At 64.6% G+C, this 16,825-nt stretch carries 16 protein-coding genes; 6 read left to right on the plus strand and 10 right to left on the minus strand.

What is annotated here, in order from left to right:
* Positions 1-14: 14 nt before the first annotated feature.
* The 3 genes from U5805_RS08355 to U5805_RS08365 form a co-directional block, all read right to left on the minus strand.
* The gene (locus tag U5805_RS08355; protein ID WP_322102995.1) at positions 15-257 is read right to left on the minus strand and encodes a hypothetical protein; all 243 of its coding nucleotides are present in this window, start codon (positions 255-257) and stop codon (positions 15-17) included.
* A 95-nt stretch (positions 258-352) separates the two neighbouring features.
* Complete coding sequence (locus U5805_RS08360) at positions 353-1,300, minus strand: sterol desaturase family protein (protein WP_322102996.1); 948 nt, start codon at positions 1,298-1,300, stop codon at positions 353-355.
* 25 nt (positions 1,301-1,325) lie between these two features.
* A complete protein-coding gene (locus U5805_RS08365) occupies positions 1,326-2,423 on the minus strand; it encodes a 2Fe-2S iron-sulfur cluster binding domain-containing protein (protein ID WP_322102997.1) in 1,098 nt (365 codons plus the stop codon).
* Positions 2,424-2,601: 178 nt separating this feature from the next.
* Between U5805_RS08365 and U5805_RS08370 the strand changes: the two genes are divergently transcribed.
* The gene (locus U5805_RS08370; RefSeq protein WP_322102998.1) at positions 2,602-3,279 is read left to right on the plus strand and encodes a Crp/Fnr family transcriptional regulator; all 678 of its coding nucleotides are present in this window, start codon (positions 2,602-2,604) and stop codon (positions 3,277-3,279) included.
* Positions 3,280-3,339: 60 nt separating this feature from the next.
* Here U5805_RS08370 and U5805_RS08375 read toward each other — a convergent pair whose 3' ends face one another.
* From U5805_RS08375 to U5805_RS08405, 7 genes are all read right to left on the minus strand, one after another.
* A complete protein-coding gene (locus tag U5805_RS08375) occupies positions 3,340-3,804 on the minus strand; it encodes a c-type cytochrome (RefSeq protein ID WP_415914560.1) in 465 nt (154 codons plus the stop codon).
* A gap of 17 nt (positions 3,805-3,821) precedes the next feature.
* The gene (locus U5805_RS08380) at positions 3,822-4,319 is read right to left on the minus strand and encodes a cytochrome c (protein ID WP_322103000.1); all 498 of its coding nucleotides are present in this window, start codon (positions 4,317-4,319) and stop codon (positions 3,822-3,824) included.
* A complete protein-coding gene (locus U5805_RS08385; RefSeq protein ID WP_322103001.1) occupies positions 4,316-4,861 on the minus strand; it encodes a methylamine dehydrogenase light chain in 546 nt (181 codons plus the stop codon). The genes U5805_RS08380 and U5805_RS08385 overlap by 4 nt, the downstream gene beginning before the upstream one ends.
* 38 nt (positions 4,862-4,899) lie before the next feature.
* Positions 4,900-5,505, minus strand: a complete 606-nt coding sequence (gene mauD, locus U5805_RS08390) for a methylamine dehydrogenase accessory protein MauD (protein WP_322103002.1) — start codon at positions 5,503-5,505, stop codon at positions 4,900-4,902.
* A complete protein-coding gene (locus tag U5805_RS08395; protein ID WP_322103003.1) occupies positions 5,502-6,068 on the minus strand; it encodes a MauE/DoxX family redox-associated membrane protein in 567 nt (188 codons plus the stop codon). Before U5805_RS08395 ends, mauD begins: the two co-directional genes overlap by 4 nt.
* Positions 6,069-6,075: 7 nt before the next feature.
* Positions 6,076-7,224, minus strand: coding sequence for an amine dehydrogenase large subunit (locus U5805_RS08400; RefSeq protein ID WP_322103004.1), 1,149 nt, complete (start codon positions 7,222-7,224; stop codon positions 6,076-6,078).
* Between the two features lie 348 nt (positions 7,225-7,572).
* The gene (locus U5805_RS08405) at positions 7,573-8,529 is read right to left on the minus strand and encodes a helix-turn-helix domain-containing protein (protein ID WP_322103005.1); all 957 of its coding nucleotides are present in this window, start codon (positions 8,527-8,529) and stop codon (positions 7,573-7,575) included.
* A gap of 439 nt (positions 8,530-8,968) precedes the next feature.
* Between U5805_RS08405 and U5805_RS08410 the strand changes: the two genes are divergently transcribed.
* The 5 genes from U5805_RS08410 to U5805_RS08430 all read left to right on the plus strand — a co-directional run bounded on the left by U5805_RS08410 (position 8,969) and on the right by U5805_RS08430 (position 16,648).
* Positions 8,969-10,333 (plus strand): DUF1329 domain-containing protein, encoded by a 1,365-nt coding sequence (locus tag U5805_RS08410; RefSeq protein WP_415914557.1) that lies wholly within the window; start codon positions 8,969-8,971, stop codon positions 10,331-10,333.
* A 75-nt stretch (positions 10,334-10,408) separates the two neighbouring features.
* Positions 10,409-12,238 carry a DUF1302 domain-containing protein gene (locus U5805_RS08415; protein ID WP_322103007.1) on the plus strand — a complete coding sequence of 610 codons (1,830 nt, stop codon included), beginning with the start codon at positions 10,409-10,411 and terminating at the stop codon, positions 12,236-12,238.
* A gap of 63 nt (positions 12,239-12,301) precedes the next feature.
* Positions 12,302-14,662: an efflux RND transporter permease subunit gene (locus tag U5805_RS08420; RefSeq protein WP_322103008.1), complete on the plus strand. Its 2,361-nt coding sequence runs from the start codon at positions 12,302-12,304 to the stop codon at positions 14,660-14,662.
* A gap of 29 nt (positions 14,663-14,691) precedes the next feature.
* The gene (locus U5805_RS08425) at positions 14,692-15,654 is read left to right on the plus strand and encodes a WD40/YVTN/BNR-like repeat-containing protein (protein ID WP_322103009.1); all 963 of its coding nucleotides are present in this window, start codon (positions 14,692-14,694) and stop codon (positions 15,652-15,654) included.
* A gap of 211 nt (positions 15,655-15,865) precedes the next feature.
* Positions 15,866-16,648 (plus strand): GntR family transcriptional regulator, encoded by a 783-nt coding sequence (locus tag U5805_RS08430; protein ID WP_322103010.1) that lies wholly within the window; start codon positions 15,866-15,868, stop codon positions 16,646-16,648.
* The last annotated feature ends 177 nt before the right edge of the window (positions 16,649-16,825 follow it).

Raw genomic sequence — 16,825 nt, forward strand, 5'->3', positions numbered from 1 at the left:
GCGGCGCGCCTCGATCAACGGAACTGGCCGCCGGCTAGCTGACCGGCGGCCAGTTCGTTTGCGTGACAGCAGAGGATCGCGTCGAGCGCGGCGACGCCGTGTTCTTGCGGCCGCACCGCGAGCGGGTTGATTTCCAGCTCGCTGACCGAACCGGCATGGCTCATGACAAGGTCGCGCGCTTTCACCGGAACGGCCGCCGGCGCATCGACGTCGTAGGCGCACTGGGCGCGATGGCCCTTGAGTGGCGGCGACGGCAAATAGCCAGCAAGCGCTGGCTATTTGCCGTCCGCGAAGCGGTTGCACGAGGGATCAAAGCGGCAGGCTCCCCGACGATTCGAGCGGCAGCCCGCGTCTATGCCTGGCTCATGACGGCAATGGCGACGCCGCTGGCCGTGACGATCACCGCATCGGCCGCGGCCAGTGCCGCTTCCGAGCTTTGTGCCAGCGGCGTGCCTTGCTTCTGACTCGAACGCCCGTCGCGCAGGAGCGGCCAGAACAGTTGCACCATTCCGGGTTCCACGGGCATGCCGGCGGGCACGCCGTAGGCGTCCTGCCGGCGCGGTCGACTCTGGCGGGTCGTGCCGTGCAGCACGTCCCAGACGCAAAGAATATTGCCGTAGTTCGAAGACGCATTGCCATAACGGCCAATGCCGTGGTGCGCGTGGTGAAAGTCTTGCAGCACCACGACCTTTTCCACGATGTCGAGCATCAGACGGCCCGCGCGATATCGCCGTACCTGAAGATCCCAGCGATAACACGTGTGCTGGAGCAGCGTCACGACCCCCTTGAATCCGAATACCACGGCGGAGGCCGTGCCGGCGCCGAGATAGATCAGCACAGGCGCCATCCACAAGGCCGGAACGAGAAAGTAGTAGAACGCATTTTCGCGCCCCGCCATCAGGACGTTCAGATAGGTCGGCGTGTGATGGGGCTTGTGCAGGCGCCACAGCAGCGGCCACTGGTGCGCCATGCGATGCAGCCAGTAGTTCAGATAGTCGTCGATCAGCAGGATGATCAGGAACATCGCCCACACCGGCACCGCAGCCAGCGCGCCCTTCCATTGCGGCAGGAAGCGGGCGATCGGCCAGGCGAGCGCCACGAGCAGCAGCGCCCGAACCGAAAACGTCAGAATCTGGCTCAACACGACCAGGACGTCGATGCGCGAGCGCTCGGGCGTGATGTTCATGCGCGACGAGTTCTTGATCGCGCCGCCGATGGTGAGGTGAATCGGGGCGCTGGCGGCGTGTGCGTAAGCGGTGAGGGACAGCAGCAGGCTGGCAATAAGGGTTTTCTTCGTCATGATGGATTGGCTCTGGCGGTCGGGTTCAGGCGGTGGCTTCGGCGAGATGGCTGCGGTCGAAGAACCGGTCGTAATGGATGCAATGCGCGGGCGTTTGCTCGTGAAGCTTTTCGAGGGTTGCGTCGATCATCGGCGGCGGTCCGCACAGGTAGAAGCTGGTGTCGGCGAGGCTGCAAAACTGTTCGAGATGCTCGGTGCAGAATCCGCGCAAGCCTTCCCAGCCCGATTCGGCGGCTTCGCTGGAGAGAACCGGCAGCACGAGCAGGCGCCCGGAGCCGGGCCAGCGGCGTTGCAGGTGCGCCAGCTCGTCCATGCAGTACAGGTCGCGCTGGCTGCGCGCGGCGAAGAAGAGCGTCGTGTCCGGCGCGGCGGGCAACTGGCTCATGTGTTCGAGCATGGCCTTGACCGGCGCGAGTCCGCTGCCGCCCGCCACGCACACGACCGCGCGGCCGTCGTCGTGAAAGCCGAAATTGCCGAGCGGGCCTGTGAGGGCGAGCGCGTGTCCCGCGCGGTCTCCGGCGAAAAGCCATTCGGTGAACTGACCGCCGGGGACGCGCCGCACGTGGAACTGCACCTCGGTCTGCGCGCGACCTTGCGAAGCGGAACTGAACGAATAGCAACGCGGCGCGGACTCCAGCAATGGATGTCCCGGCACGCAAAGCTGTGCGTATTGTCCCGAGCGATAGGCGATGGCTTCGTCGAGTTCGACGGTAAGCAGCCGGATATCGTGATTCAGTTCGCTCACCGATTTGATGCGGCCGCCGGTGTTGATCAGCGCGCCGGTTTCCGTGCCGCGCGAAAGGCCCGGCACGGCCAGCAGAATGTCGCTTTGCGCCTCGCTTTGGCAGGCGAGCACGTGGCCGCTTCGCAGTGCGGCGGCATCGACATGGCCGGAAATGTCGCGCTTGAGCCGAACCCTTCCGCGCACGAGGCGACAGCGGCATGACCCGCATTCGCCCGTCATGCACAGATGCGGAATGCGGATGCCCTGACGCACCGCGGCCTTGAGCACGCTCTCGCCCGGACGCAGCCAGCCGGACCCCGCACCGTCGGCGATGTCGAGGCGAAACGCCCCCGGCGGAACGCTGTCGCGCTCCGTTGTCGTGTTGTCTCCATCGTTCATTTTGTATGTGCCTGGCTCGTGAATGGATCGGCACCGCTTTTCGCCGCTGACTTTCGCCGCTGACTTTCGCCGCTGACTTTCGCCGCTGATGGACCGCGATGCCACGCTTGCCACGCGAAACTTTTATCAGCCGGGTAGCCGGTAGAATATGAACGGATTCACAATTTTGGGGTTATCGATGACTGCCCAGGACCCTCGCGGCCCTCATCTGCTGTTCGCCACGCTCGACGATGCAGCGCGAGCCGAATTGTTCGCCGGGGGCAAGGAAGTGCGCTATCGCCCGGGGCAGACGATCCACCGGCAGGGCGACCGCGATAGATCGCTACAGGTCATCATCGAGGGGCAGGTGAGTTTCAGCCGTCTCGACCTCGACGGGCGCAAGGTGAATGCGGCCGTTTTCGGGCCGGGGGAGACGTTCGGCGAGATTCCATTGCTCACGGGGCGCGCGCGCACTCACGACGCCGTGGCGGTCGGCCCCGTGCGGCTGCTGCGCATCTCCGATCGCCAGTTCAGGGAGCTGCTGGATCGCAAGCCGTGTCTGCGCGACCGGCTGCTCGCGGAGCTTGCCGAAAGGCTGATTCATGCCGCGGACAGGCTCGACAGCGCGCTGCGCCTCTCGGTGCCGCAACGGGTCGCGCAATTTCTCGTCGGCGAGACGGAGCGGGGCGCGGGCGCGCGGACCCTCGGCGTGCGGCAAGCGGATATTGCCGAAGCGCTGGGCGTGACGCGCGAGGCGGTCGCGGCGGCCTTGAGGCAGTTCCGGGCGGCGCGGTGGATCGAGACCCGCTACCGCGCGATCGACATTCTCGATGTCGAGGCATTGCGCCTCGCGGTGCGGCGCACAACCGCTGCCTGAATCGCGTCGCGCCGAAGGCCGGGCATCAACGGACGAAACTCGAACGGGCGCAGTGCCGTTTCAGTAATTGGGTGCGACCTCGTGAATGCCGCGCCGTTGCATTTCGCGCACGAGCGCGGCCCGGCGCGGGGCGACGTCGGCGAACGCGGGGCGGCGGTGTTCCGCGACTTCGGCCGCCGTATAGGGCTTGAAGTCCGGCGGAATTGCCTCGCGGTTCATCGTGATGAGCAGCCAGTTCAGCACGTCGGCCAACTGCTGATCCGAGAGCGCGGAGTTGGATGCGCCCGGCACGCGCATGACGTACTCGCGCCCGCCCGGCACGCGCTCGAAATAGCCGAGCGAATGCGCGAGCGGCGGGACTTTTCCGGCAATGCCGCCGCCGGTGGCCGTGTGGCAGCCCATGCAATTCTGGACCCAGTGCTGCCGGGCGAGGGGCCATGCGCTGTCCTGGCCGGCGGGCGCGCCGACCCCGGCCGCCGTCGCGGCACTCGTCCAGACCGAGACCAGCGCGAGGCAGCAGGTCATCGACCGGAAAGCGGATTTCATCGCAGGCCTAGCGCTTTCGTGACGGCGGCTCGCTGCGCATAGACGGCGCCGGCGTCCATCGCTTTCGCGCGCGCGGCCTTGATTTCCGCCGCCGTGAACGGCTTCGCCGCGCCGTGGCTGCTGCCGCTCAGGTCGAATACGACATAGTTCAGCACCTGGGCGAGTTCGTCGTCGCTCAGACTGTCGAAGTTGGGCATCTTGAAGTTGTAGGTCTTGTCCGCGACGCGGATTTCCCCGTACATGCCGTGCAGAACCGTATCCGGAAGCTGATGCCGGCCTTGTGCCGAGGCCGCATAGTGGCCGGGATACGCGGTGAGCGGCGGCGCGAGGCCGTCCTGTCCCTTGCCGCCGGCTTGGTGACAGACGGCGCAGCGGGCGTCGAACGTGGTCTTGCCTGCCGGAAAGCGGATCGCATCGGCGTGCGCCGTGCCGGTTGCGATGCCGAGCGCGCAGAGCACGGCAGCGCCGCAGGATTTGAGGGCGTCGATTTTCATTGTTTGGCGGCTCCCAGCAGCACGGAAACCGAGCAGTGGTAATTCGAATTGCTGTTCGCCATGCACCAGTTGATGTCGTTGTTCAGAGAAAGTTTGTAGAGCGGCTTTTCGCGTTCGTTGCGGTTGCAGAAGCATTGCCCGCAGGAAGTCTTGCCGCAGCAGTCGTTGTACGAAACGATGTAGTCGGAGCCATCGTGCGGATTGCGGCAGGTGCCGATCCAGGTAATCGGCGAGGCCGTCGTGCCCGGCGGGCAACTGCTCGACGTGCCGCCGCAGCAACTGCATAGCCAGCCGTCGATAGCGCAGTACTTCCAGTAGTCGCAGCTCGTGGGGTCGTCCACGCCCGGCGCCAGGGCTGCCGCGCCCGCACCGCTTGCGGCAGCGGGCCTGTCCGCCGCGTAAGACGTGCGATCCACGGGCAGCAAGGGAACCAGCGCCGAGCCGACCAGTACCTTGCCGAGCCGCGCCATCGCGCTGCGCCGGGAGCTTCGCTGCGCTACGCCGCGCGCGGAATGCTCGAACCATGAATCAAACCAGGCCATACAGGAAATCTCCGGTCAAATTGAATGAAGGGCGGTGCTCACGCGTGCTGTTGACCATGCACGTACTGCTGCAAGGAGGCAACGCCCCGTTCCTTCGCTTCGAACAGGCTTTCGAGGTGCTCGCGCGTATTGACGAGACCCTTGGCGCGCACCTTGCCGCTTTCGTCGAGCAGGACGGCGTAAGGAAGCTTGCCGATCTGGTAAGCCATGCCGAGTTCCTGGGAAAGCACGTACGGGAAGCGCTCGAGCTGTTGCTTCCGCGCGAAGCGCGTGTGTTCGGCCAGGTCGCCGTCGCTTGCCAGCACGACGTTGACGGGCGTCGCTTCGCTCGTCTGAATCGAAGGCAGCAGCGGCAGGAGCTTCTTGCAGACCGGACACGTGGGCGACAGGAAGAACAGCAACGTGGCCTTGCCGGTTGCATCGAGGCCGCCGACCTTCACCGCGCGCCCGTGGATATCGGCCAGTTCGAAAACCGGCGCGAGCGTGCCGACGGCCGGACCCTTGTCGATCATCAGTGCGCCGGCCGGCATGATGCGTTCGTACAGAATGCCGACCTGACGAACGAGCGCGAGGCAGATCGCACCCAGCGCGAGTACGGCGACCCAGAGCATGGCGGTGGAGACGGCAAGAGCGGTTTGCATCATGAATTCCTCAGGTGTTCGAGCTTCGGGCCGTTGGCGATCAGTGCGTCCAGCGTGAGCAGCACGCAGACGATCGACAGGACAGCGAATAAAAGCGTGAGATGGTCGAATGAGACGGTGGCGCGCGCGGTGCTCTCCAGGTACGCCGTGGCGGTGAGCGCGGCAAGCAGGCCGAGCCGCGCGACGTGCCACCAGCCGATGCCGCGCGGGACGGCGTCCGGCCCGCTTTGCGCGAGCGAAGCGAGGCCCGAGCAGCCGCAATCAATGTCCGTATGGCCGCGCAGGATGTTGAGCGCGAGACCCGCAGCGAAGAGGGCGAACAGGGCGATGAGCAGCGTCGCGCCATCGACGCGCGTTTCCTTGCAAAGGAGCGCGAGTGCGCCGAGCGTTTCCGCTGCCGCTATGGCGATGGCGCCGGGCCAGGCGAGTCTTTCCGGCACGATCTGCCACGCGGCGAGTGCGTCGCGGAACGCGGCAGGACGCTTCCACTTGGCCAGTGCGCCCAGCAAGACGATGATCGCCGCGCCCGATTGCACGGCGCTGGCGAGAACGGGGTCGATCTGCATGGCGGCCTCAGGGGTTCACGAGCAGCGTCGGCGTGCGCGCTACGTGTTGCGTGATGTAGTGCAGCTTGCCGGTCTGGGCGTCCATCACCACCAGATCGCCGGTCAGCGTGAGGCCGTAGAGCAGGGGATGATCGTCCTCGCTGACCTGAATCGACGCCACGAGCGGCCGAATCTTCTGATCCGCAAGGCTCCAGCGCGCGATGCGCTTGCGGGTGCTCAGGTCGAACACCCAGATTTCGCTGGCGGACTCCTTGTGCGAGCCGTCCGCGCCTTGATGCATGGCGACGTAGAGGCGATGCGTCTTGTCGTGGACCGCGGTCGGCTGGAGGCCGCCGGGCCGCCATCCGGCAGCGCGTTCGGCGTCGGTGAGAAGCGTCCAGGGCGAACCGAACACGGCCTTGTCGCCGCGAAAATCAGCAGTGCGAACCATGCCGTGAAAGGTGGTGAAGACGTAGCCGCCTTGCGACGGCGAGGCGTTGGCGAACGCCGGATCACGTTCCACGTCGATGAACGCTTCGGACATCGCGCGGCGGCTTTCCTTGCCGGCGGCGTCGAGCGTGATGGTCAGCGCCTTGCCGCTTTCGCACAGCGCCGTGAATTTGTTCGGGCCGCTCGGCAAGGCCAGCACGCAGGCGGCCATGTCGATTTCGCCGGTCAGCTTGCGCGAGTGCGCGTCCACCACGCTCACCGAGGCCGACGGCGTGAGATTCGCCACGTAGATACGCTTGCCGTCGGAGCTGAAGGTCGTGTTCCAGGACGACGGAACGGACTGGGCGTGCTTCGGCGGGATGATCGTTTCGCCGGTGTGATCGAGCGTGCTGTTGTCGGTGAACTCCATGACGTCCGTGCGCGTGCCATGCGAGCCGCGCGAAAAATAGGTCGTCGCGACGACGCTCGTCTTGTGGTCGGGCGAGATGACGAAGCCCGGAAGAAAGCCTGCGTCGATCTGGCCAAGCTCCTTGCGCGCGTCCGCGTCGTACAGGTAGACACGGCCGTCGGTCGCGGCGTCTCCGGACGGATCGACGATGAAAATCTCGTGAGGATGCCAGGCCGGCAACTTCTGGATGGTCAACTCTTCCGGCTTCTCGGCGGCCGTTGCGGCGCACGCGAATGCCAGAACCGCCGCGGCAGCCGCAGCGCGCTTTCTGATGGTCATGTTCACTCCTCGATCGAATCTCGATTTGGAGCGGACTGTAATACGGTACGCGCGGACTCGATGGCTCGAATCGGCAGACCGTGGATGAGGGCTTGCCCTGGTGGGGCGTGACGGCGCCGAGGCCGCGCCGAGCGCGCTCGGCCGAACGCCTGCCGCCCTGTTGATGACCGCTATCGCGCTGGGCGTCGTAAAAAAAAAAACCGCGCGAGGCCCGCGCGGTTTTCGGTTTGAGTTTCGGTTTGAGTTTCGGTTTGAGTTTCGGTTTGAGTTTCGGTTTGAGTTTCGGTTTGAGTTTCGGTTTGAGTTTCGGTGCGAGTGTCGGGCGTTCGGCGCAGTGCGTTCAGGCGTTCAGGCGAGCGTGCCGAAGCGCGAAGTCTGCGAGGGCAACTCGCCGAACAGGCGCCGGTAGTTGCTGGCGAATTTGCCGAGATGGACGAAACCCCAACGGGCGGCGATGCTCGCAATGCTCATTTGCGCGGCGCGCTCCTCGCGCAGCATCTTGCGCACGCCGCACAGCCGTACCGCGCGCAGATAGTCGGCAGGCGACTCGCCCGTGATTTGCCGGAAGCACGTTTGCAGCGTGCGGCGGCTCACACGCAGCTCGGTGCAGAGATCGAGAACCGTCACCGGATTGCCCGCGTGACGCATGACGTAGTCCTGGCTGCGCCGCACGATCTCGCTATAGGTGAGCCGCGTCAAGTCCTCGCGCGGCGCAGGCGCGAGTTCCTCCATGGCGAGAAACACGTCGTCGAGCAGCGCTTTGCGGAATGCGTATCGCGTGGCGGGGCACGCGAGCCGATCGGCGTGAGCCCTGAGTTCGCCCACGCGCGCATGGAGCCTGAGAAGCGCTACGGGTGACGTTTCGCCGGTGGGCGTGGGGGCGTCGCACCGGGCGTCGCGCCGGTTCCCCGCACGCCTGAGGTGTTCGGCCAGCCCGTCGAATTCCGATTCGGCCAGGGTAATGCCGAACATCGTGGCGTCCGAGGGAAGATGCACGACCCAGTCGTTGTCGCTGCGCGCGGCGCTGATGGTGCGATTGGTGATTTCGCGGCCGCGCGAGGTGGGCGCCACCGACGAATGCGAAACCCAGCCGATGCCAACCATGCCTGCCGAGATCCGGCCGCATTCCACGACCCGCCGGTTGACCTGTTCGCAGAAAAGATGCAGCCCGTCCAGGTCGAACTGTTCCAGGGTGCTGCCGAACTTCCCTCTTTCGATTTGAAAGTATTGCTGCTTGATGTTGGCGAGCTGCTGGGCATGTTCGCCGGCGTCGGCGTAATGCCTGACGGAATAGTGAGTAGCCATTGCAAGGTTCGAAGCCGGGAGGGCCGGTTACGCCGGCCCTCTTGAAGAGAGTTTCTGAATTCCGGGGAGAGGTTTTGAAGCGTGCGGGCGAGCGCACCTCCGTCTTGCGACACGCATGGCGGAGGACCGTATCACGGAAAAAAAACCGGCGAAAGCCGGGTTCAACCTGGCACACCCGTATTTTCCCGAAGGCGCGAGTTGCCGATTCGGGCCAGGCGCGCAACGGCCGGTCCGTTAAAGTCGGACCGGCTTGAGCGCCACGCGCGCCGTCAAAAAAACGACGTGGCGCCGCATCGCGAAGACGACGTGGCGTGATTGATCGGGCAGCCACAAACCGCTGCCGTGGACCTGAGAGCGATGTTTGCCGGCCCGTGTCCAGGGCCGACCGATACCGCGCACGTGCCTGCGAGGGACGTGCGCCCAAATGGAAGGGAGAGGGATGATGAAAAAGCGGAGCATGAGTGCCGCGTGTGTCGTCGCGGCCACTGTTTCGGTTGTCTGCCTGGCGGCGGCCGCGGACAACTTCACGCCGGCAGGCGCCAATCCTGCGGCGAGCAGCGATGGAGTCGTCCCCGCGTTCGCGGGGCGCGAGGCGCCCGAGCAGGGCTGGGCATACGGGAAATATCGCGGCGACTTCTGGAAGCACCGCGCGGAGAAGCCGCTGTATTCGATCGACGCCTCGAATGTCGACAAGTATGCCGAGCACCTTTCGGCCGGTCAGGTTCAGTTGATCAAGCAGCGCAAGGGATACCGGATGGATGTCTATCCGGCGCACCGCGAGTGCCAGCTTCCCGACGTCGCCGAGCAGAATTCGCGCGAGAACCTTACCGCCGCGAAGCTCGACGCGAGCGGCTCGATGCTTCAGTCGGCGTATTTTCCGGGTGTCGCCTTTCCGAAGCCGCAGAACGGCGCGCAGGCCATCCTGAACTACGAGTACCGCTATCGCGGCCTCGGTATCGAGTGGCCTTCGACGACGACAGCCGTTTCGCCGCGTCCGGGCAGCGACGACTGGATCATGACGATGGGACCGCAGAGTTTCTATTTCCCGGCGGGCAAGCTTGGCAAGAATACGCCGGGCGACGTCGACCAGCTTAGCCTTGCAGGCTACTTCGGCTACAACTCGCCGGCCGCGATGGCCGGGCAGGGCGGGATGCAGCGGCAGTACTACGACAAGGACTCCGAAACGTTCTACTACTTCCCGGGCCAGCGCCGCGTGCGCCGCATGCCGGCGTATACGCACGACGCGCCGCAGATCGGCTACGAGAATCAGTACACGGTCGACGACGCGAACATGTTCAACGGCTTCATCGACCGCTTCGACTGGAAGCTGGTCGGCAAGCGCGAAATGATCGTTCCGTACAACGACTTCGCCATGTACAACTTCAACGCGAAGTTCTCCGACATCGCGAAGCCAGAAGGTCTGACCGAGGCGAGCCGGCGCTACGAGATGCATCGCGTCTGGGTTGTCGAGGCGACAGTCAAGCCGACGGCGCGGCACGTCGCGTCGAAGAAGGTCTTCTATCTCGACGAGGACAGTTGGCTCGCGCTCGTCGGCGAGGACTACGACGCACAAGGCAAGCTCTGGAAGGTGCGCGAGGGGTATCCGATTCCGGTCTGGGAACTGGGCGGCGCGTGCGACCTTGAAACGTTCGTGCAGTACGACCTGAACGACGGACGCTACGTGTTCGATCAGTCGCCGATCGGCGCGGGAAAGGATATTCACTGGTACGCGCAGTCGAACGATAGCCGCTTCAGGTCGGACTACTACGGTTCGGAGACCTTGCGATCGATCAGCGAGCGTTGATCCGGGTACGGCACAAGAGGCGCGGGCCAGGACACGCCTGAGCCACGCGCCTCGACAAATACAATGAGGATAGCCATGAAGGGACAGGGGATAGGCAAGTCGGTTTGCGCTTCACTCGTCGCGTTGGGCGCGGCGACCCCGAGCGCATACGGCTACGAGTTCACGACGGGCTTGGGCGACATGCAGGGGTCGTGGGTGACCAACCTCACGGCGGGCGCCGGCATACGCCTGAAAAATCCGAGCTGTTCGCTGACCGGCGATCCCAACGCCGCGGGTTGCGGAGCGGCGGCCAACACGGATCAATGGGGCTTCGGCGACAACGGCAACCTGAATTACCGGAAAGGCCAGCTTTATAGCACGTATGTCAGCGCGACCAGCGAACTGCTGCTGACCATGCCGGGCGAGGGCGTGAAGTTCATGGTGCGCGGCACGGGCATGTACGATTTTCTCGCGAAGGACACGGCGAGAACGCCGCTCACGAGCGCGGCGGCGTCCCAGGCGGTGTACGACACCCAACTGCTCGATTTGTGGGTCGAAAAGGATTTCACCATCGGCGACAGGCCGGCGCACCTGAGGCTGGGCAACCAGGTGATCAACTGGGGCGAGAGCGCGTTCGCGGCGGGCGGCATCAATGCGACCAACTCGCTGGATATCCAGAAGCTGCTGATTCCGGGCACGCAGCTCAAGCAGGCGTTGCGGCCGGCGCCGATGCTGAGTTTCGCCGCCGATCTTTCGCACGGCTTCAGTACTGAGGACTACTATCAGTTTCAGTGGAACGGAAACCGCTATCCGCCGGTCGGCACGTACTGGTCGATCACGAACAGTTTCGGCCGCGGCGCGGAACCGCTTACGCTGAGCACGAACAATCTCAACGTGGCGGGCCCCAGCGCGGGAACCATCGCGGGGCCCAACAGCGGCAACGCGGGAACGATCGCGGCGATCAACGGCGGGCTGGTCGACGGCGTGTTTGCCGGGCCGCCGTTCAATTCGATCGGCATTCCCGTGTCCACGGCGCTGCCCTCGAAATATCGGCCGCAATTCGGCGTGAAGTTCAACTACCGGCCGCGAACGATCGACGCGAACTTTGCGTTCTACTACGAAAACTATACCGACAAGTCGCCGGTGGTATCGGCGCTGCCCAACGGGACTGCTCAGTTCTCCTATCTTCAGAATCGTCAGCTTTTCGGCGTGAGCGCGAACTTCGGGCTCGGGGAATGGGCAATCGGCACTGAACTCTCGTATCGTCCGCACGATGCCGTTGCGCTTTCGAGCTGTTTCGGCGCGGGCGGTCCGCTCGATTCGAACACCAATGGCATTGTCGGCGTCAACTGCCAGCAGTGGGCCGACAAGAAGAAAATTCAGTACGACATCAACGGCATTCTCAGCCTCACGCGCAGCGAGTACCCGTTCCTCAAGCTGATCGGCGCGGATATGGCCGTGCTGACGACCGAGCTGACGTGGATCTACTATCCGGGCGTCAGTTCGAGCGGCGTGACGCGCACGGTGGACGGCCAGTCTGTGACGCAGGTCCCGGCCGCCGGCTATCTGCCGTGGCTCAACTACGGTTCGGGCGCCGGCTATCCGATCGTCATGGCGCAGGGCACGTCCAGTTCGGTAGGCGCGACCGTCGATTTCAACTGGACTTACGACGGCAGCCTCATTCCGGGCTGGCAGGTCACGCCCGGCGTGACGTTCTCGGACGCGCTCTACGGCTATACGCCGACGTTTTCCGCGAATTACCTTCAGGGCGCGAAGTCGGTCAACGTCTACGTGCTGTTCAACCAGAACCCGGCGTTGTGGCAGGCCGGGATCAACTTCACCGCGTTCTTTGGCGGCCACCAGACCGTGGGCCAGCCTTTCGCAGATCGCAATTTTGTCGGCATGTTCGCGACCCGTAACTTCTGAGGTATCGAACGGGAGCCGGTTCTTGCCGCCGAGCGTCGGCTGCCAAACTGAAGGGAAATTTTCGTGCTAAATCGCCTGGTCTGTCGTCTTGAGACGCTTCTGTTCAGTCATCGTGCCGTCGTGCTGATCGCGATCGCGGCATTCACCGCGGTCATGGCCGTGTTCGCCGCGCAGTTGCGCATGGACGCGGGCTTCGACAAGCAGATGCCGATCGGTCACGAGTACATCGAGACCTTCCAGAAGTACCGGAACGACCTGTTCGGGGCGAACCGCATCACGGTGGTGGTGCGCGCGCGCAAGGGCTCCATCTGGACGCCCGAGGGGCTCGCGCGTTTGTACAAGGTCACGCAGGCCGTAACGTATCTGCCGAACGTGGACCGGTTGGGCGTGCAGTCGCTTTGGACACCTAACGCTTATGTCAACGAGATCACGGAAGACGGCTTTCGTGCCGATCCGATCATCAGCGGCACGGTCACGCCGGACCAGTTGACGCCCGCGATCGTCGAGAAGATTCGCCGCTCCACGACACAGGGCGGCTATATCGGCACGCTCGTTTCGCATGGCGAAGACAGCGCGATGATCACGGCGGAACTCACCGAACGGGACCGGTCCGGCAAGGTGCTCGACTACCTGGCGTTCAACCGCTTGCTGGAGAGCCAGATCTGCAAGCCGTTCGAGGACGCGGGCTACGAAATCCAGATCATCGGCTTCGCCAAGCAGATCGGCGACATTGCCGACGGCGCGACCTCGGTGCTCGGCTTTTGCGGCATCGCGCTCGTTCTTACCGCGCTCGCGGTGTATTGGTACAGCCACTCCATCCGCTTCACGGTCCTGCCGATCGCGTGTTCGTTGACATCGCTCGTCTGGCAGTTCGGCACGCTCAAGCTGCTCGGTTTCGGGCTCGATCCGCTTGCCGTGCTCGTGCCGTTTCTCGTTTTCGCCATCGGGGTGTCTCACGGCGTTCAGCAGGTCAACTACATCGTGCGCGAACTTTCGCTTGGACGCACGCCGTTCGAGGCCGCGCGCCACAGCTTCAGCGGATTGCTGGTGCCGGGCACGCTCGCGCTCGTCACCGCCTTTGTTTCGTTCGTCACGCTGTTGCTGATTCCGATTCCCATGGTGCAGGAACTGGCCATCACGGCTTCGCTCGGGGTCGGCTACAAGATCGTGACGAATCTCTTCATGCTGCCGGTCGTCGCGTCCTGCTTCGATTTCACGAAGACCTATGCGGACCGCGCCCTTGCGCGCCGCGAGCGCCGTTCGGCGTGGCTCAAGGGGCTCGCGCGCGTGGCCGAGCCGCGCTACGCGCCGCTCGTCGTGGCGCTCACGATCGTCGTGTTCGCCGTGGCCGTGTGGCAAAGCCGCGAACGCGTCATCGGCACGCTCGAACCGGGCGCGCCGGAATTGCGCGCGGATGCGCGCTTCAACCGCGACGCGCTTTCGATTGCAGGCAACTACGACGTGGGACTGGACTGGCTCACGGTGGTTTTCGAATCGAACGGCTCGTCGTGCGACAAGCCCGCACTCGGTTTTTATGAGGACGATTTTGCGACCGCCATGCAAACGGAGCCGGGCGTGGTGTCGGTGCAGTCGTTCCCGGCGATGCTGCGCACGTACAACGAGGGCTACAACGAAGGCTATCCGAAGATGAACGTGGTGCCGATCGACGCCAGCAATTACGGTGCGCTGGCGGCCGAGGTCGGGCGTGTGAAAGGCTTCATGAACAGCGACTGTAGCATGACCGCCGTTCACCTTTTCCTTGCCGATCACAAGGCAACGACGATCAATCGCATTCTCGCCGACGTGAAGCAGTATCGCGCAACGCACGAGATGCCCGGGGTCGCGATACGCCTCGCGGCGGGCAACGCCGGGGTGCTCGCGGCAACCAACGAAGAAGTGGCGAAAAGCGAATTGCCGATGATGCTCTATGTGTATGCGGCAATCCTGATTCTCGTGTTCCTCGCCTACCGCGACTGGCGTGCGATGGTGGCCTGCTGTGCGCCGCTCACCGTGGCGACATTCGTGGGCTACTGGTTCATGAAGGCGCTGCATATCGGACTCACGGTTGCGACGCTTCCCGTCATGGTGCTCGCCGTGGGCATCGGCGTCGACTACGCCTTCTATATCTACAACCGGCTGCAACTGCATCTTGCCGGCGGCGAAAACATCGTGAAAGCGGTGGAGCATGCACTGCTCGAAGTCGGCGTGGCGACGATCTTTACGGCGATCACGCTGGCTGTCGGCGTGGCGACGTGGAGCTTCTCCGCGCTCAAATTCCAGGCGGATATGGGCAAGCTGCTGGCCTTCATGTTCGTGGTCAACCTGCTGATGGCGATGATTGCGCTGCCCGCGTTCGCTTCGCTGCTTGAACGCTGGTTCCCTCGAACGAAGCCCGCGCGCGCTCCCGGGCTGCTGAGCCACTGATCCGAACGACCTCACTGGAAGAGATAGCCATGCTGAAAACAATCGCCGTGTGTGCGGCGTTGTGCGCCAGCTTGCCCGTGCTCGCGCAAACGGACGACAAACCCGCCACGCTCCTCGAAGCGCCCGCCCATGCCTGGCGTGCCCCTGAACGCAAGACGATGCTCGACGCCGCGCGCGCCGGCGCACGTATCGTGGCGGTGGGCGAGCACGGCATCGTGCTGCTGTCCGACGACGGCGGCCGCTCGTTTCGTCAGGCCGCCAAAGTGCCGGTGAGTTCGACCCTCACCGCCGTGACGTTTGCGGATTCGACGCATGGCTGGGCGGCCGGCCATTGGGGGACGATTATCGCCACCCACGACGGCGGCGAGACGTGGAAACTGCAACGAGTGGATACGTCGACGGACCAGCCGCTTTTCTCGGTCGATTTTCTCAATGCGCGCGATGGCTATGCGGCCGGGCTTTGGTCGCTGTTGCTCGCGACGCACGACGGCGGGAATACCTGGACGCGCGTTCCGGTGCCGAAGCCGGCGGGCGGCAGTCGTGCGGACCGGAACCTGTACCGTGTCTTTGCCGATCGCGCGAATTCGATCTACGTGACGGCGGAGCAGGGGGCGGTATTGCGGTCGAGAGACGGCGGCGCGAACTGGGAGTGGCGGGAGACGGGCGGCAAGGGTTCGCTTTGGGCGGGGATCGCGGCGGCGGACGGCCGGCTCTTTGTCGGCGGTCTGCTCGGCAATCTGTACGAGAGTCGCGACGGGGGCGAAACGTGGTCGCATGTCGATTCGCACGCAAGCGGGTCGATTACCGATCTGGTGGGCACGCGCGACGGTGTGGCGGGTGTCGGGCTCGATGGCTTCATGCTCGAAACACGAAGCGGCTCGCCGGACTTCACCGCGACACAGCGCGCCGACCGCGCCGCGCTGACGGCGGTCGTGATCAACGGGAAGGGGGTGCCGGTGTTGTTTTCGAAGGATGGCGTGATAGGGCGGTGAGGATGCTGCGCAATCGGGTATTCGGCCTCCCGCTGCTGCGGCGTGTCGCGCAGCACATCGAGCGGGCGCGATGAAAAGCGGTCGTGAAGCGCGGTCGTGAACGGGCGCGTGCCGCACGGCGTCGCGCCGGCGCAAACGGCGCTATCGCCGCAAACGCACGGCGTCGCGATTCTTTTCTTCCCGGCATGCGTCTTTGATAAGCTTTCCGACCATGCCCGACATCAAGCTGAACCTCACGCTCGACGACAGTGCGCCGGCCACGCCGGACGCCGCGTTGACGCGCGCGGACCGCGTCTATTACACGCTGCGCAGCGAAATCTTCGACATGCACCTGCTGCCGGGCGACCGGCTCACCGAGGGTGCGATCGCCGAGCGTTTCGCGGTTTCGCGCACGCCGGCGCGCGAGGCGCTGCAACGGCTGCAAAGCGACGGCCTGATGCAAGGCTACGTGCGCAGCGGCTGGGAAGTCGTGCCGATCGACAACAAGCGTTTCGACGATCTTTACGAAATGCGCCAGATGATCGAGACCTTCGCGGTACGCAAACTATGCAGCGCGCAGGCGCCGCAAGCGCAACTGCATCTGCTGCTCGACGCGCTCGACCGAATCTGGAAAGTCGGGCGCGCGCAGCGCATCGCCGACGGCAGCAAGCTCGTCGAACTGGACGAAGCGCTGCATCACGCGCTGGTGGCGGCGGCCGGCAACGACGAACTTACCGCGACGATGCAGCGCGTTACCGACCGCATACGCGTCGTGCGCCGCCTCGATCTCGTGCATGGCGACGGCATCGCCGAAACCTACGATGAGCACGCCGCGATTCTCGACGCGATCCGCTTGGGCGACGGCGCGCTGAGCGTCGAACTCGTTTCGCGCCATATCGGCGGCAGCCAGGCGAGCGTCAACAATCTCACGCTGCAACGCCTGCGCGCGGTGCGCACCGACACGGGGCGCGATGCCGTCGCGCTGGCACCAGCCCGGCCACGGCGCACCAACTGACGGCATGGCGCGGGGGCGCGAGCAAGACGCCTCGGGCGGGCTGGAAGGCTTATCCAATCGGCATTCTCAGGGTTTTTACCGAGTCCTGGCACGGATCTCGCATTGACGTTTTCGTTGTATACAAGGAAACGTCGATGCGTCTCGAAACCCCTGCCGAATTCACCGCGGCACCCTCGC

Source organism: Paraburkholderia sp. J41 (assembly GCF_905220235.1).
GTDB lineage: Bacteria > Pseudomonadota > Gammaproteobacteria > Burkholderiales > Burkholderiaceae > Paraburkholderia.

Excerpts from the sequence above, each read along its gene's own strand:
- U5805_RS08405 (WP_322103005.1), bottom strand. The coding sequence starts at position 8,529 with ATGGCTACTCACTATTCCGTCAGGCATTACGCCGACGCCGGCGAACAT.
- U5805_RS08375 (WP_415914560.1), bottom strand. The coding sequence starts at position 3,804 with ATGACCTGCTGCCTCGCGCTGGTCTCGGTCTGGACGAGTGCCGCGACG.
- U5805_RS08410 (WP_415914557.1), top strand. The coding sequence starts at position 8,969 with ATGATGAAAAAGCGGAGCATGAGTGCCGCGTGTGTCGTCGCGGCCACT.
- U5805_RS08365 (WP_322102997.1), bottom strand. The coding sequence starts at position 2,423 with ATGAACGATGGAGACAACACGACAACGGAGCGCGACAGCGTTCCGCCG.
- U5805_RS08395 (WP_322103003.1), bottom strand. The coding sequence starts at position 6,068 with ATGCAGATCGACCCCGTTCTCGCCAGCGCCGTGCAATCGGGCGCGGCG.
- U5805_RS08370 (WP_322102998.1), top strand. The coding sequence starts at position 2,602 with ATGACTGCCCAGGACCCTCGCGGCCCTCATCTGCTGTTCGCCACGCTC.
- U5805_RS08415 (WP_322103007.1), top strand. The coding sequence starts at position 10,409 with ATGAAGGGACAGGGGATAGGCAAGTCGGTTTGCGCTTCACTCGTCGCG.
- U5805_RS08400 (WP_322103004.1), bottom strand. The coding sequence starts at position 7,224 with ATGACCATCAGAAAGCGCGCTGCGGCTGCCGCGGCGGTTCTGGCATTC.
- U5805_RS08425 (WP_322103009.1), top strand. The coding sequence starts at position 14,692 with ATGCTGAAAACAATCGCCGTGTGTGCGGCGTTGTGCGCCAGCTTGCCC.
- mauD (WP_322103002.1), bottom strand. The coding sequence starts at position 5,505 with ATGATGCAAACCGCTCTTGCCGTCTCCACCGCCATGCTCTGGGTCGCC.
- U5805_RS08360 (WP_322102996.1), bottom strand. The coding sequence starts at position 1,300 with ATGACGAAGAAAACCCTTATTGCCAGCCTGCTGCTGTCCCTCACCGCT.
- U5805_RS08380 (WP_322103000.1), bottom strand. The coding sequence starts at position 4,319 with ATGAAAATCGACGCCCTCAAATCCTGCGGCGCTGCCGTGCTCTGCGCG.
- U5805_RS08430 (WP_322103010.1), top strand. The coding sequence starts at position 15,866 with ATGCCCGACATCAAGCTGAACCTCACGCTCGACGACAGTGCGCCGGCC.
- U5805_RS08385 (WP_322103001.1), bottom strand. The coding sequence starts at position 4,861 with ATGGCCTGGTTTGATTCATGGTTCGAGCATTCCGCGCGCGGCGTAGCG.